Source organism: Paracoccus wurundjeri (assembly GCF_030678915.1).
GTDB classification, from domain to species: Bacteria; Pseudomonadota; Alphaproteobacteria; order Rhodobacterales; family Rhodobacteraceae; genus Paracoccus; species Paracoccus onubensis_A.
In genome coordinates, this window is record NZ_JAUUTZ010000037.1 from 24,293 (window position 1) to 38,616 (window position 14,324).

Annotated in this window: 14 protein-coding genes and 1 pseudogene; 12 read left to right on the top strand and 3 right to left on the bottom strand. The window is 59.2% G+C overall.

Annotated elements, in window-relative coordinates; translation table 11 throughout:
• Positions 1-159: 159 nt before the first annotated feature.
• The gene (locus tag Q0601_RS22710) at positions 160-1,056 is read right to left on the bottom strand and encodes a UTP--glucose-1-phosphate uridylyltransferase (protein WP_305292255.1); all 897 of its coding nucleotides are present in this window, start codon (positions 1,054-1,056) and stop codon (positions 160-162) included.
• Positions 1,057-1,424: 368 nt separating this feature from the next.
• Here Q0601_RS22710 and Q0601_RS24805 point away from each other — a divergent pair.
• The 5 genes and pseudogenes from Q0601_RS24805 to Q0601_RS22730 all read left to right on the top strand — a co-directional run.
• Positions 1,425-1,529: pseudogene (locus tag Q0601_RS24805) on the top strand (IS5/IS1182 family transposase); the annotation flags it as partial.
• A 140-nt stretch (positions 1,530-1,669) separates the two neighbouring features.
• Positions 1,670-2,659, top strand: a complete 990-nt coding sequence (locus Q0601_RS22715; protein WP_305292256.1) for a cation diffusion facilitator family transporter — start codon at positions 1,670-1,672, stop codon at positions 2,657-2,659.
• Entirely contained in the window at positions 2,656-2,970 is a 315-nt protein-coding gene (locus Q0601_RS22720; protein WP_305292257.1) for an ArsR/SmtB family transcription factor, read from the top strand. Before Q0601_RS22715 ends, Q0601_RS22720 begins: the two co-directional genes overlap by 4 nt.
• A 306-nt stretch (positions 2,971-3,276) precedes the next feature.
• Positions 3,277-3,633, top strand: a complete 357-nt coding sequence (locus tag Q0601_RS22725) for a cupin domain-containing protein (protein ID WP_305292258.1) — start codon at positions 3,277-3,279, stop codon at positions 3,631-3,633.
• A gap of 204 nt (positions 3,634-3,837) precedes the next feature.
• Positions 3,838-4,281, top strand: coding sequence for a YtoQ family protein (locus Q0601_RS22730; RefSeq protein WP_305292268.1), 444 nt, complete (start codon positions 3,838-3,840; stop codon positions 4,279-4,281).
• A gap of 117 nt (positions 4,282-4,398) precedes the next feature.
• Here Q0601_RS22730 and Q0601_RS22735 read toward each other — a convergent pair whose 3' ends face one another.
• Positions 4,399-4,872: a DinB family protein gene (locus Q0601_RS22735; RefSeq protein ID WP_305292259.1), complete on the bottom strand. Its 474-nt coding sequence runs from the start codon at positions 4,870-4,872 to the stop codon at positions 4,399-4,401.
• Between the two features lie 279 nt (positions 4,873-5,151).
• Between Q0601_RS22735 and Q0601_RS22740 the strand changes: the two genes are divergently transcribed.
• The 4 genes from Q0601_RS22740 (at position 5,152) to Q0601_RS22755 (ending at position 9,920) form a co-directional block, all read left to right on the top strand.
• Positions 5,152-5,517 (top strand): DUF6152 family protein, encoded by a 366-nt coding sequence (locus Q0601_RS22740; protein ID WP_305292260.1) that lies wholly within the window; start codon positions 5,152-5,154, stop codon positions 5,515-5,517.
• Between the two features lie 3 nt (positions 5,518-5,520).
• Complete coding sequence (locus Q0601_RS22745; protein WP_305292261.1) at positions 5,521-5,979, top strand: hypothetical protein; 459 nt, start codon at positions 5,521-5,523, stop codon at positions 5,977-5,979.
• Positions 5,980-6,225: 246 nt separating this feature from the next.
• Entirely contained in the window at positions 6,226-7,971 is a 1,746-nt protein-coding gene (locus Q0601_RS22750; RefSeq protein ID WP_305292262.1) for a sigma-54-dependent Fis family transcriptional regulator, read from the top strand.
• A gap of 149 nt (positions 7,972-8,120) precedes the next feature.
• On the top strand, positions 8,121-9,920 hold the full coding sequence (locus Q0601_RS22755; RefSeq protein ID WP_305292263.1) for an NAD(P)/FAD-dependent oxidoreductase: 1,800 nt from the start codon (positions 8,121-8,123) through the stop codon (positions 9,918-9,920).
• A 190-nt stretch (positions 9,921-10,110) separates the two neighbouring features.
• On the opposite strand, the gene Q0601_RS22760 is transcribed toward Q0601_RS22755, so the two are convergent.
• Positions 10,111-11,388, bottom strand: a complete 1,278-nt coding sequence (locus Q0601_RS22760) for an ArgE/DapE family deacylase (RefSeq protein WP_370656175.1) — start codon at positions 11,386-11,388, stop codon at positions 10,111-10,113.
• Positions 11,389-11,551: 163 nt separating this feature from the next.
• Here Q0601_RS22760 and Q0601_RS22765 point away from each other — a divergent pair, with 163 nt between their 5' ends.
• From Q0601_RS22765 to Q0601_RS22775, 3 genes are all read left to right on the top strand, one after another.
• Positions 11,552-12,331 (top strand): IclR family transcriptional regulator, encoded by a 780-nt coding sequence (locus tag Q0601_RS22765; RefSeq protein WP_305292265.1) that lies wholly within the window; start codon positions 11,552-11,554, stop codon positions 12,329-12,331.
• Between the two features lie 271 nt (positions 12,332-12,602).
• On the top strand, positions 12,603-13,322 hold the full coding sequence (locus Q0601_RS22770) for a GntR family transcriptional regulator (RefSeq protein ID WP_305292266.1): 720 nt from the start codon (positions 12,603-12,605) through the stop codon (positions 13,320-13,322).
• 622 nt (positions 13,323-13,944) lie between these two features.
• Positions 13,945-14,139, top strand: a complete 195-nt coding sequence (locus tag Q0601_RS22775) for a thiocillin family RiPP (RefSeq protein WP_305292267.1) — start codon at positions 13,945-13,947, stop codon at positions 14,137-14,139.
• The last annotated feature ends 185 nt before the right edge of the window (positions 14,140-14,324 follow it).

A 14,324-nucleotide genomic window follows, 5' to 3' on the forward strand; every position in this document is an offset into this window, starting at 1 on the left:
TGTTTCTAAGTCAGATTTCTCATTTCTTGATGTCGGAACTGGTTTATAAGATCAGTCGGCCCACCGGCGTGCCGGGGACATCACGGCGATCATCCCGATATGCGATAACCGGGTCAGAAGATTGATCGCGCAGCGCGATTTTCCTGGACACAGCCCCATTCACTCCGCTGCGCAGCGCATCGCGGAAACGTCGCCAAGGAATTCGAAAAGTTCATCCCTCAGATCGTCACGCTCCAGCCCGAACGCCACCGTCGCCTGCAGGAAGCCCGCTTTCGAACCGCAGTCGAAACGTTGTCCGCGGAAGCGAAGACCATAGACCTCGCGATCATTCCTGATTTCATCGGCAATCGCATCGGTCAGCTGAATTTCCCCGTCGACCCCCTGTTTCAGGCCGTTCAGGTTTTCCATCACGCTCGGCGCGAGAATATAGCGCCCGATCATTGCAAGATTCGACGGAGCGGTTCCCTGCATGGGTTTCTCGACCATGCCGGTTGCCCGGACAATGGCGCCCATATCCTCGGCCACGTCCAGCACACCATATGCCGATGTTTTTTCCTTGGGGACCTCCATGATGGCGACCATGCTGCCGCCGGTTTCACCATAGGCATCGACCATCTGTTGCAGGCAAGGCGGGTCGGCCATGATGACATCATCGGTAAGAAGCACCGCAAAGGGTTCATCATCTGCAAGCAGCCGGCGGGCACACCAGACTGCATGGCCCAGCCCCAATGCCTTGTGCTGACGAATATAGGCAATGGCGCCCGATTCCATATTCGTCATGCGCAGATCGTCCAGCAGCGCGGCCTTGCCCTTGCTTTCGAGGTAACTCTCCAGCCCATGTGCATGGTCAAAATAATCCTCGAGCACATTTTTTCCCTTGGATGTGACGAAGATGAATTCCTCGATGCCAGCCGCCCGGGCCTCATCGATGGCGTATTGAAGCAGCGGCCTGTCGACCAGCGTCATGATCTCTTTCGGGATACTCTTGGTCGCGGGCAGAAACCGCGTTCCCAGACCAGCTAAGGGGAAAATGGCCTTGGTCACCTTATAAGTCATAGAAACCCCTGTGTGTTTTGAAGCATTCCTGCGCTTATGCCGTTCGAACCCGATATCCACGGCCCCTTGAAACCCTTCCGCTCTCTTCAGCTGACCGCGTAAAAAGGCCTGGCCCGCAGCGCAGTTTTGGTAATCGAACCGGGCTGCACCTGTGAGCACATCTTTAATGCTCCGGAACACAGCCTCTGGATGTCAACACAACCTGCCTTCATGGTTTTTCCGAACATGATTTCTGTGCTGATCTGCTTAAATCCACAGCCACCTGCATATGACTTAATCATGATTGGCATCGGCGATATGCCGTGAAGACCCGGGCGGCCCGCGATGCGTTTTCAGACAGGCGACAGGGCAACGACAACGCGCGCGTACCAAAGTTACCCGACCGGATTCCACCGGGTCAGAAGATCGCCAGCGTCACCGCCGACGGTGCGTCGGGCACCCGCGAATGCCACAAGCTCCGCGCTCGGGCTTCCTAAATGGAAGCTATGAGATAAGTCCGTTCAGGAAAGAGAGGCCCGGCCGCGGCCTGATCGCGTATCCGAACTTATCCGATATTGACATATAATATATGAACAGATATTCATGTATCGTCATTATTCTGAGTGAGCGAGCCATGTCCCATTCACATTCCCACGATCATCACGATCACTCCCATGCGCCCAGCGTAAGCAGCGACAACGAGCGCAAGGTGCTGCTGTCATTCTTCCTGATATTCACCTTCATGATCGTAGAGGTGATCGGAGGTCTCATATCCGGCTCGCTGGCCCTGCTTGCGGATGCGGGACATATGCTGACCGACGCGGCGGCCCTTGCGCTCGCCTATGCGGCGTTTCGGTTCGGTCGGCGCGCGCCCGACGCAAGGCGGACCTTCGGCTATCTGCGCTTCGAGGTGATTGCAGGCTTCATCAATGCCATCACCCTTTTCGCGATCGTCGCCTGGATCGTCTATGAAGCCTGGCGGCGTTTCCAGGAACCGCATGCTGTCCTTGCAGGACCGATGTTGGGCGTCGCCGTTGCCGGTCTTCTCATCAATGTCCTCGTGTTCCGGATTCTCACGCGCGGGGATAGCGAACATGTCAATATCAAGGGCGCCGCGCTCCATGTTCTTGGCGATCTGCTCGGTTCGGTTGGCGCAGTCATGGCTGCGATCGTTATCTACTATACGGGCTGGACGCCGATCGATCCCATTCTGTCGGTTGTCGTATCCCTGCTGATCCTGCGCAGCGCCTGGAAGCTTCTGGTCAAGTCGCTTCATATTCTGCTTGAAGGCGCCCCCGGCGATGCGACGCCCGAAAAAATCGCATACCATCTGAAGGGCGAGGTGCCGGGCGTGGCAGATGTCAGCCATGTCCATGTCTGGTCGATCACATCCGGCCGGATGCTGGCAACCTTGCACGTGCGGCCAGCGGCCGGTGCGGACATCCAACAGGTCGTGCGCGCGGTCGAGCGCGAATTGCAATCGCAATTCCGGATAGAACATGCCACCATCGCCCTGCAATGGAATGACGAGGTCTCATCATGCAGCCTGTCCCGGACCGTGCCCCGGGCGCACGCCCATTGTCCACATGACCATGACCACGGCCCACAGGAATATGCCCAATGAATCCCGCCCCTTCGATGTCACAGCACGATATGACCATTCTGGCGGAAACCTTCCGGTTGCTTGGTGACGCCACCCGCCTGAGAATTCTGTTCTTCTGCCTGCCAGAGCCGAAGTCGGTCGGTCATATCGCCGAAAGCCTCGAGCTGTCACAGACGCTGGTCAGCCACCATCTGCGCCTGCTCAGGGGCGCCCGGCTGGTAAGGGGGGAGCGCCGGTCGAAGCAGGTTTTTTACGAGATCGCCGACAATCATGTGAGTGATATGCTGATCGATATGGCGACCCATATCGATGAAGATCATACCGAGGTTTAGGGCAAGCGTGTCGCGATAGCATCCGGTGGAAACCCCGGAAGTAAAACCGCAGCCGCGATCTGCAATGCACGGCGATTGACGCAGGGCGAATATCCGCTTCGACATCATGGACCTCTGCTCTATAGCAGTCCACCCTGTCAGCATTGATATTTGCCGTGAATGAAATTTCCTATTTAGAATAAAAATTTCTTTGAAAGAAACCAATCGCCATGCTACCAATGATCCGAGTTTTACCGGCCACGCCACGGAGCCCGATATTCGCGGCGAAATAGGCATAAAGGGCTTTCGCAACTCAGGAGACCTGCAATGGCAATCAAGAAATTCGGCCACCACAAGGCACCCACCGTCGAGCCGATCACCGACGATCTCGACTGGTGGCATCCGGTAGAAGGTTCGCCGACCATGAAGACATGGATCGAGCATCAGACCGAAGACGGCAAATATCTGACCGGTTACTGGGAGGCCACTCCGGGCAGTTACCGCGTGAAATATGACGTAGATGAATTCATCCACATGTTTGAAGGCAAAGTGACGCTGATCAATGATGGCGAAGAGCCGCGCAGCTTCGTTGCAGGCGACAGTTTCGTGATCGAAGCGGGTTTCAACGGTATCTGGAAAACCGAAGAAACCGTGCGGAAAGCCTTCGCGATCCGTGTCAGGTAAAAATATCGCCGAATAGTCAAGGGCGAACTGGCGGCATGGGTTCTGAACATGCCGCCTTCCGGCACCCGGACAGTTGCGCTTCGGGCCAGGATGAACGAATATCTCTTCGTCCCTGCGCATGCGCATCTGGATATACAGGTGCAGAACGGTCCGAATCCGTTTCCGGATCTTCACGCGACAGGCAAAGATGAGGTGAACTTTCCGATGCAATTGAATGTATATATGGCCGGCGAAATTCATACCGACTGGCGGGAAAATATCATCGCGGCCTGTGAAGGTCTGGCAATCGAATGGTATAGTCCGGTAACCGATCACGCCGCGTCGGATGATTGCGGGGTCGAGATTTTTGGTGCCGAAGACAGCAAGTTCTGGCACGACCGCAAAGGTGCATCGCTGAATGCCGTGCGAACCCGTACCGCAATCGCGCGCAGCGATGTGGTCGTGGTGTGTTTCGGCGAAAAATACAAGCAGTGGAATGCGGCCTTCGATGCCGGCTATGCGGCGGCTCTTGGCAAGCCGCTTATCGTGTTGCAACTTCCCGAGCATGATCACGCATTGAAGGAAATCGATGCGGCGGCGAATGCCGTGGCGCGCACGCCTTCAGAGGTTGCCCGCGCCCTGAAATATGTGGTGGCCGGAAAGCTCTGAAGAAGCCGGTCGCCGCAACTCCCATTCCGGGGATAAACGTGGCCAGCTTACCTTGGGCGTCCCTGCGCGCGCCATCCGCATGACGCGCAGCTTCGGATTATCTTGTTGGGGTATCTGTTATTGTGGCAGCATCGGAAGGTCAGTCGGCCCCGGCTCGGCGCCTGCTGCCGTCAGCATCGCATGAACCTGTCCCCGGTGGTGGGTCTGGTGGTTGAAAAGTTGAATAACACAAACATCCATTGGCTTTTCGATCCGCGTTGAACCATCCCCAGGATACCAGACAACCATCCCGTCAAGATCCGTATCCGGCAATTGTGCCGCCCAGATTTCGATTTCCTCGTTCCTCCTCGAACGAAGCTTCTTGAATTCACGCCAATCCGACGGGCTTGTCAGAGAGTGCGTAATGGTTTCCTCGGGGCGCGTGTTCCCCTTCAATCGCTGCAGCATCAGGGCATCAGCCCAATAAATATGGTTCAATGTAGCCGCGATCGACTGAAAGAACGCCCCTCGATCCTTCCAGCGATCCTCATGCGTGAGTCCATCAGCGGCGGCTACCAAAGAGCTATTCTGCCAGGTGTTGTAACGAGCCATAAGTCGGCAGTATCCGGCTGAGATCATTTTTTCCGGTTTCCAATGGTTGTCGATATTGACTGTTTGCCGATCACGGCGTGGCGGTCAGGCCATCTGCGTCATATCCGAAATTCGGCTGCCGGTACCGCTATTACCAAATTATCCCCGCTTCCGGCAATCGTGCTATCATCCCTTTACAGGTTTTGTTCCAGATGCCGGGAAAGGGCATCGCGCCGCAAGCCGTGACTTGCCGCATCACCGCAGCATAGCCTATTCTTGACGCAGGGAAAGGAGAAGCCCATGCTGACGCGACGCAGACTGACCCTCTCGATCCTCATCACAGGACTTTCCGGCCCCGCGCTTGCCCATCATGGCTGGCGCTGGACCAGTGGCGAAAATGTCCGGCTTACCGGCACCATCCGGTCGGCCCAGCTTGGCAATCCGCATGGCGTATTGCAAATCGATGTCGAAGGTGAAATCTGGCAGGTAGAAATCGGCCAGCCCTGGCGCAATGAACGCGCGGGTCTGACCGATGCCGATTTCGCGCAGGGCCGGGAAATCGTCATCGAAGGCGAGCCCTCGGCGAATGAGGAAGAGCGGCTGCTCAAGGCCGAGCGCATCTGGTTCGACGGCAATCTGCACGAACTCTATCCCGAGCGCAGCTAGGGCGTGGAGGCACTGATCGAGATGCTCGCGGCCAGCGATCCGGCGCAGATGATGCGTAGCGGTCGCTGGACCTATGCCGCCGTGAGCGGCGGGCATGTGCTGGGCATCGCGCTGCTGATTGGTGCCATCGCCAGCCTTGATCTGCGGCTGGCCGGGCTGTGGCCGACCGTTCCCGTGCCCGTTCTGGCGCGTGTTCTGGTGCCGGTAGCCGCCACGGGTTTGGCACTGGCCATGATGTCCGGGCTGCTGCTGTTTCTGGCCGGACCAGCGGATTACCTGCAGATGCGGCTGTTCCTGCTGAAACTGACGCTGATCGCCTGCGGCACCGGCCACGCGGTCTGGTTTCATTCCACCAACAGCTTCGCGCGCCCGAATGCCGGATTATGGCGTGTCGGGCTGCTGTCGCTGCTTATCTGGCTTGCGGTATTGATCTGCGGCCGGATGCTGGCCTTCGTGGATTAGGCAGCCACCCGGCAACCGAAGCCGATGGTCACGAGACCACATGAACTGATCGGTTCTTATCCCTTGAGTTGCGAAAGCTGTGGCATAAGCAGGTGGCCTCTGCCGGGTCTCATGCCCGCGGGTTCCGATCCGACAGGCGCGGAAATGCACAGCCCTGCAGGCTTCCATCACGGAAATGCAGATCAGAATATTTGCAACAAATCCGCCGGTGATGCCATACTGACCACAGGGATGCGGGAGGCATGGATGCGGGATACCGATCATCTGCACGAGATTGGCCGGGTGCTGCGCGGGCAGACAACCGGGCGCGACGGCGTGGTCTCGGAAAGCTGGCGCCGCTGTGTCGAGACCTATGGGCTGGATCCGTCGCAGCCCTCGCCCGCCCATATCGTCACCGAATCCGAACTGCGCGCCCATCGCGAACAATCCGAGCGGCTGATCGCCATCGCGCGATCCGGGCTCGATGCATTGTTCCGGCAGGTAGCGGGGCAGAATTATGTGCTGCTGCTGGCCGATGCCAAGGGCGTGACGGTGGATTTCTTCGGCGACCGGCGGTTCGAGGACGATCTGCGGACGGCGGGCCTTTATATGGGCTCGGACTGGTCCGAGGATCGGGCAGGAACCTGTGGCGTGGGTTCCTGTATCGTCACCGGCGAGGCGGTCACCATTCACCAGAGCGATCATTTCGACCTGCATCACACACCGCTTTCCTGCACCGCCGCACCGATCTTTGACACATCCGGCAATCTGTCAGCAGTACTGGACCTGTCGCTGCTGCGCTCACCTCAGCCCAAGGCAAGCCAGAATTTGGCGATGAACCTGGTCTGTGCCTCGGCGCGGCGGGTCGAGATGGCCAACCTGATGGCCATGACGCGGAGGGACTGGGTGCTGCGTTTCTCGGCCAGCCCGGAATTTCTGGAGGTCGATCCCGAGGCCGCCATCGCGCTGGACGGGGCCGGTCGCATCATCGGCATGACCCATGCGGCGCAACTGCTGCTTGGCGTGCGGAACGGCGGCCTGATCGGGCAGCGGCTGGACAGGATCATGGAACTGTCAGCCGATGACCTGCCCGAACTGATGCGCGGCCGGCCAAGCGAGGAACGTGTGATCCGCCTGCATGACGGCCGTGCCCTGTTCGGTCATGCCATCGCTCCGCAATCGCCGCGAGTGCCGCGAGGAACGGGGGTCGCGCTGCCCGGTGGGTTGCCCAGCCTTGCCGGCCCGGATCCGGCGATGCAGACCCTGCTGATACGGGTAGCGAAACTGGCGCGAACCCGGATCCCGCTATTGCTGAGTGGCGAGACCGGAACCGGCAAGCAACGCCTCGCCCGCGCCATCCATATGTGCGAACCCGATGCCCGGCCCTTCTTCCTGTTGGATTGCGCCGGCGCGGATCCGGCGGCAATCGATGCGTTGCGCCCACGCGCCGATCAGGCAGGCACGCTGTTTCTGCAGGGCGTCGACGATCTGTCGGCCGCAGGACAGGCCGCCGTGCTGCGACTGCTGACCGATGCCAAATTGCGGGTCATCGCCTCGACCCGCGGCGATCTGGCGGCGATGACCCGCTCGGGCGAGTTTCGCAGCGATCTGTTCTTCCGCATCGCGGGCGCGACGCTGGCACTGCCGCCTCTGCGGCTGCGACAGGATTTCGACTGGCTTCTGGACAAGCTGCTGCGGCAACGCAATCCCGACGGGCTGCGCCTGACACCGGCGGCGCGGGCAGAGCTGAAGGCGCGCAACTGGCCCGGCAATCTGCGCGAACTGGCCAGCGTGCTGGATGTGGCCGTCAACCTTGCCGAGGGCATGGCTATTGATATCTCGGACCTGCCCGACCCGGTTCTGACGGGAACCGGGCGCGGCCCCGCCGAGGATCTGGAAGCGATACTGGACGCCTGCGGCTGGAACATGGCGCTGGCGGCGCGGCGGCTTGGCGTGAACCGTTCGACCGTGCTGCGCCGTGTGCAAAGGCTGGGGCTGACCCCGCCGCATTAGGGTTGCAGTACTGTTGCGCGGCGTTGCGTCTGCAACGGCGGTCGCGGGAAATGTGCCCGGACGGTGCCCGTGTCGCGAATTTCCCTGTTCGGCTTTCTCTGAAGATTGCAGGTTTCCCCTGGAGGAATTTCAATCCAAGGGAGGAAAACATGCTCGATTCCGCATTGTCAGACCAGGTGCAATCGCTGCTGGACGAATTCGGCGCGGCACTGGAAACCGGCGATATCGACCGTGCCGCACAGATGTTCGTCACCGATTGCTATTGGCGCGACCTGGTGGCGTTTACCTGGAACCTGCGCACCATGGAGGGGCAGGATCAGATCGCCGACATGCTGCGCGCGCAACTTGGGACGGTGAAGCCGACCGGCTGGAAACTGGCCGAAAACGACATACCGACCGAAGAGGATGGCGTCATCACCGCCTGGATCACGTTCGAGACCGCCGTGGCACGCGGTTATGGCCTGATCCGGTTGCGCGACGGCAGGATCTGGACGTTGCTGACCACGATGCAGGAACTCAAGGGTCACGAGGAAGCCAGGGGATTTGCCCGCCCTCTGGGTGCGAAACACGGCGCGGGCAAGAACCGGCAAAGCTGGCAAGAGGAACGCGAGGCCGAGGCCGCCGAACTGGGCTATACCCGCCAGCCATATACAGTCATCATCGGCGGCGGTCAGGGCGGCATCGCCCTTGGCGCGCGCCTGCGCCAGCTTGGCGTGCCGGCCATTGTTCTGGATCGGCACGAACGCCCCGGTGACCAGTGGCGCAAACGTTACAAGTCGCTGTGCCTGCATGATCCGGTCTGGTACGATCACCTTCCCTATATCAAGTTTCCCGACAACTGGCCGGTCTTTACGCCCAAGGACAAGGTGGGCGACTGGCTGGAAATGTATACCAAGGTCATGGAACTGAATTACTGGACGCGCAGCACCTGCCAGCGTGCCAGCTATGACGAAAAGGCGAAGGAATGGACCGTCATCGTCGACCGCGACGGCGAAGAGGTGGTGTTGAAGCCGAAACAGCTGGTTCTGGCCACTGGCATGTCGGGTAAACCGAATATCCCGAAATTCCCCGGCGCCGACAGTTTCAAGGGCGAACAGCAGCATTCATCGCAGCATCCCGGCCCCGATGCGTACAAGGGCAAGAAGGTGGTGATCATCGGTTCGAACAACTCGGCCCACGACATCGCCGCCGCGCTTTGGGAACATGATGTCGACGTCACCATGATCCAGCGGTCAAGCACCCATATCGTCCGCTCGGACACGCTGATGGATATCGGGCTGGGCGGGCTGTATTCCGAACAGGCGGTGCGGAACGGCATCACCACCGAAAAGGCAGACCTGATCTTCGCCTCGCTGCCTTACAGGATCATGCATGAATGGCAGATCCCGCTTTACGAGCAGATGCGCGAACGCGACAAGGGTTTCTACGAGGGGCTGGAAAAGGCCGGATTCAAGCTGGACTGGGGCGATGACGGTTCCGGGCTGTTCATGAAATATCTGCGCCGCGGTTCCGGCTATTACATCGATGTGGGCGCCAGTCAGTTGATCATCGACGGCGAGATCAAGCTTGCGCAGGGACAGGTGACCGAGATCGTCCCCGAAGGCGTCAAGCTGGACACGGGCGAGGTGCTTCCCGCCGACCTGATCGTCTATGCCACCGGCTATGGCTCGATGAATGGCTGGGCCGCCGATCTGATCGGGCAGGATGTCGCGGACAAGGTCGGCAAGGTCTGGGGACTGGGATCCGACACCACCAAGGATCCCGGCCCGTGGGAAGGCGAACAGCGCAATATGTGGAAGCCCACCCAACAGGAAGCGCTGTGGTTCCACGGCGGCAACCTGCACCAGTCGCGGCATTATTCGCTTTATCTGGCGCTGCAGCTCAAGGCACGAATGGAGGGAATCGAAACCCCCGTCTACAAGGTTCAGGAGGTTCACCACCTCGGTTAAGGCCATCGCCGGCAGGTCGCGTCACGGTTTCGAAAGATCTGCCGGCAACCGGTGCAGCACGTCCAGCCGTCATGGACCGTGAGGCGTTATCCTCGAAAATCAGTTTCAGCGGATAACCCTTGCCGTTCATCTCGATGCCAGACGGACAGCCGGCCCGGGCAGAGATTCCCGCTGCCCGGGCGGGTAAAGATCAGATCGCCTCGGTCCCGCACCAGTCTGCGATGAACAGCGCCATCGTCTTGGTGACGCTGCGCAGTGATTCAAGGCTGACATATTCGTCAAATCCGTGGATATTGCGCGAGACGGGGCCATAACAAAGCGTGGGTATCCGGTTGTAAAGCGCATAGACCCGCGCATCGAGATAGGCTGGTGTCGTGAAGCTTTCCAGCTTGGCTCCGAAAGCCGTCTCATGGGCGCGAGCCAAGGTGTTCTCGGCTTCCGAGCCGGGTTCGAGATAATAGCCTTCGGCATTGAAGCCGTTCTGCGTCACCCTTGGCGGATTCTGTCCAAGGAAACGATCCCCACGCGCGAAATTCGAGATATGATCGGTGATCTCGCGCAGCTTGTCCTGCGCCTTCTGTCCCGGATAGATCGAGATCCGCACCTGGAAACGGCACCATGCCGGAACGGACGATCCCCAGTCGCCGCCCTCGATAATACCGATATTCATGTTGATCGGTTTGGGCTCGTCCTCGAAACCGCGATGCTGCCCCTTCTCGGCGTTCCATTTCGCCTCGATCTCGCGCAAAGCGCCGATCACGCGATAGGCGGCGTCGATGGCATTGGCGCCCTCTCCCATCTGGCGAACATGGACCGGGATACCGCGCACTTCCACCTCGAACCACAACACGCCGCTACAAGCGCGGGCCAGCTTGTTCTCTTCGGGTTCGGGGATCAGCGCCGCATCGGCGGTATAGCCGCGCAGGAAAGTCTGCAGCGCCCCGTTGCCAGTGGATTCCTCTTCCACCACCGATTGCAGATAAACCGTCGATGCCGGTTGCAGCCCGATGCGCTTCAACGCCTCAAGTGCATAGACATTGGCTCCCGCCCCTGCCTTCATATCCCCTGCGCCGCGGCCATACATCCGGTCGCCGACGATCTCGCCACCATAGGGTGCGTATTCCCACATATCCTCGGGGCCGACCGGTACGACATCCAGATGATGCTGCAGGATCAGCGAGCGGCGCTTTTCTTCCTTCGGATGATGGATACCGACCACGATCGGCGCGCGCGAATGACCTGCCGCAAAAGGAGCGCCGCCTTCATGGCTGGTCAGTTCCGCCTCGTTCATCTCGAAACGGTCCATCTTGAAGCCGCGCGCGGCATAATCGTCATAGATGAAATCCTGGATCGTGAATTCTTCGCCACGCTGCGAGGCGAAGGACACAAGCTTCTGTGTATAGGCGATCTGTTCGTCGAAACCCTCATCGACGGCACAGAGAATCGCATCGCGCAGGTCGGTGTTCAAAGCCGGACTCCCTTGATCTTTTCGTTTTTCTTGCATCGAGTTGAAAAGAATGAATTGATCTTTGCAAGTCAATAAGTGAATGCTTCGTATCAGCTACTGATACATTCACAGAAAAATGCCAAACAACCAACCTGATTCTCCGACCCCGCCTGAATCGATCGGCATGCGCGCGGTGGATCGCATTGCAGCAATTCTGCGAAGTTTCTCGATGACCCGTCCGATGCTGTCTCTGACCGAGGTCGCGGTAATCACCGGGCTGGACAAGAATACGACGCGCCGCCTGCTGCTGGCGCTTTGCTCCGCCGGTCTGGTGCGGCGTGACGAGGCGGATGGCAGCTTTGGTCTGGATATCGGCGTGCTGAAGTTGCAGCCGGCGGTGCTGGGTCCGCGGGCTTTGCGCGAAACGGCGGCACCGTATCTGCAATGGCTCACCGAACAAAGCGGAATGACCAGCTTTTTCTGGATCGCCGATCCGGACGGTGCCATCTGCATCGAACGGGTGCGCGCAAGTGATGTCTTTCTGGACGTGCCCTGGTCCACCCCCGGCACGGTTGTTCCGCTGAACATGGCCGCGGGGCCTCGCGTCGTTCTGGCCCATATCGACGACGCGGCACGCGCCGCGTGGCTTGCACGGACACAGCACCGCTTTACCCGCTTCACCCAGACGGATCCTGCCGACCTGCTGCGCGCCGTCGCCCGGATCCGCGCCGAGGGCCACGAGATGGTCCTGAACGATTATTATGTCGGCATGGGCGGGCTTGGCGTTCCGGTGCTGGATCGCAGCGGTGCTTTCGTCGGCGCGATCTCGGTCACCTCGGGCATCGGAGAGTTTCAGGAGCCAAAGCGCATACAGCGCGTTCTGGCCGCCGCACAAGAGACCGCGTCCGCCATCGGTATCCGTCTGGGGCCGCAAGCCTGCCCTGCCTCCGGTCGGGCAGAGTAGCGCCGACGCGTCTCATGGCACATGTCTTTCATCACCTGTCCGCGACGCCGCTAAAGGGTGATTTCGGCTGAAAGGGTTTGGCTTCACCCGCGTTTCTTCGTTACTCTGACGAGGCCCGAATCCTCCTTGAATTACAACGTCAAACCCTTGCCGGTGCCATTGGCGGGCAGCAGAGCTAGGCGATTTTCCGCAAGGCCGTTTCACTACCGTCTGTTCAGAAATGGTTTCCAGCCATACGCTCGAAGCAAGCACGATTCGGGAGAATTGCGACATGCGTGCCAAAGAGATTCATTGCTCTTACAGCACTGCTTACCTGTACCTGCGGGACAGGATCATACATTCCTACTACTCGCCCGGTACCCGGTTGAATATATCCGAACTGGCCGATGATTTGCGCATGAGCCCTACCCCGGTTCGCGAAGCGCTCTCTCGGCTCGCACAGGACAAGATTATCGAAACCCGCCAACAGCGCGGTTTCTTCGTCAAGAAAATAGATGCCACCGAAGTCACTGAACTATACGCACTTATTCATATGCATGCCGCGTTTCTCGTAAGATGCGCCGCGATCAAGCACAGGCTGTCGATCATAGCGGATCAGATCACAACCGTCTTTGCCGGGCCGACGGCAATATCCGCCGTCCGGCAGTTCAGGAAATTTCATGCCCATCTGGATGCACATGCCGGCGCGCCGAACGCGACACAGGCTTTGGATACTTTCTTCCTGCGCACCTATTTTGTTCAGCTTGTGGAATTCAGCGAACCGGCCCGCCGCGACAGATTAAGGGATTTCTCGGAAGAAATCGCCGAAATGGCTCGGGATGGTGATCACACGAGATGCTACCACAAACTGGACAGGATGTTTCTGACCCGGGCGCAATGGCTTGGTCCGGTCATCAAAAGCGCCACCCGACTCACCGACCGGGGAGGAGCAGGAAGTTTTCTTCAGGAAAATACGCGTTCCGCTCGTAAGGAAACTGCGCCAGGGCTTTAAAGCAGATCGCAGCTGCCCGGACTCCCTTCCCCTCCCTTCTTCTTTGTCCAAATACCTTGGGAGTCGCCGGCAGGCGCCCCACTGGTTCGAGAGACCTGCCAACGACGGGCAGCGCCCCCGGCCAATGCGGGACGCAAGTAACCGGCGTTTCCGATGCGGCGCGGCACGCTTCAGACGCCATCGGATTCTGCGCTTCTCCACCATTGGCATAATCTGATCTTCGGCCGACAAGACAGGCGTGACCGGATCGAGATTTGCGTCGTCCTCGATTTCAACCCACTCCGCCATGGCAAGTTCTGACCGGCATGATTCGGAAATGGGATGTTCTCCGGGCGTTATGTGAACCTCGGGTAAAGCTCAGGTAACGGATGTCGCGAAGAAAGTTCTTGGACCGAAAACGAATCAATTCGGCGAACGGGCGACTATCCGTTTAAAACGAGGTTTTTACGTGGAAAACCTAGGTAAAATGCAAGAGCCTGAAAGGCAAAAATATATTTTCAACGACATCGTTGCCAGCTCACGGAGGCGCTTGCTACTGCTGTTAGGGTCACGGATTGCTGATCGGCGGAAATGAGTCCGGACGACAGAACCGGGACATAACACCAAACTGGAGTATGCAGAGATGGACATCAAAACATCTGCACTCGACACGCATGTGTTCGACCTTCATGCGGACAACGAACTGGACCTGTTCGCGGAAGAACTTCCCGAACAGGTCCAACTCGTTTCGGACTGCCTCAGCTCGGCCAGCTCGGCCAGCTGCTGCACTTGCACGGGCAGCTTCGGCAGCGTGGGCTCGGTCGTCAGCTGCGGCTGATACAGAGCAACTTCACACTCCGAGGCGGGCTATGCCTCGAAGCGTGAAGGGGGGGGGGGGGGGCCCCCCCCCCCGGGCGCCACCCCCCCCCCCCCCGCGCCCCGAAGCGACAAGCATCAGCGAAACATCCGTCAATTCGACGGTACGCTGCTGCGCCGGAGAGATGCCGGCAGGGGTCAGGAAAT

Bases quoted from the DNA above. Each gene is read 5' to 3' on its own strand.
- Q0601_RS22770 (WP_305292266.1), top strand. From the start codon at position 12,603: ATGCGTGCCAAAGAGATTCATTGCTCTTACAGCACTGCTTACCTGTAC.
- Q0601_RS22730 (WP_305292268.1), top strand. From the start codon at position 3,838: ATGCAATTGAATGTATATATGGCCGGCGAAATTCATACCGACTGGCGG.
- Q0601_RS22710 (WP_305292255.1), bottom strand. From the start codon at position 1,056: ATGACTTATAAGGTGACCAAGGCCATTTTCCCCTTAGCTGGTCTGGGA.
- Q0601_RS22775 (WP_305292267.1), top strand. From the start codon at position 13,945: ATGGACATCAAAACATCTGCACTCGACACGCATGTGTTCGACCTTCAT.
- Q0601_RS22715 (WP_305292256.1), top strand. From the start codon at position 1,670: ATGTCCCATTCACATTCCCACGATCATCACGATCACTCCCATGCGCCC.
- Q0601_RS22740 (WP_305292260.1), top strand. From the start codon at position 5,152: ATGCTGACGCGACGCAGACTGACCCTCTCGATCCTCATCACAGGACTT.
- Q0601_RS22765 (WP_305292265.1), top strand. From the start codon at position 11,552: ATGCGCGCGGTGGATCGCATTGCAGCAATTCTGCGAAGTTTCTCGATG.
- Q0601_RS22750 (WP_305292262.1), top strand. From the start codon at position 6,226: ATGCGGGATACCGATCATCTGCACGAGATTGGCCGGGTGCTGCGCGGG.
- Q0601_RS22720 (WP_305292257.1), top strand. From the start codon at position 2,656: ATGAATCCCGCCCCTTCGATGTCACAGCACGATATGACCATTCTGGCG.
- Q0601_RS22725 (WP_305292258.1), top strand. From the start codon at position 3,277: ATGGCAATCAAGAAATTCGGCCACCACAAGGCACCCACCGTCGAGCCG.
- Q0601_RS22735 (WP_305292259.1), bottom strand. From the start codon at position 4,872: ATGGCTCGTTACAACACCTGGCAGAATAGCTCTTTGGTAGCCGCCGCT.
- Q0601_RS22755 (WP_305292263.1), top strand. From the start codon at position 8,121: ATGCTCGATTCCGCATTGTCAGACCAGGTGCAATCGCTGCTGGACGAA.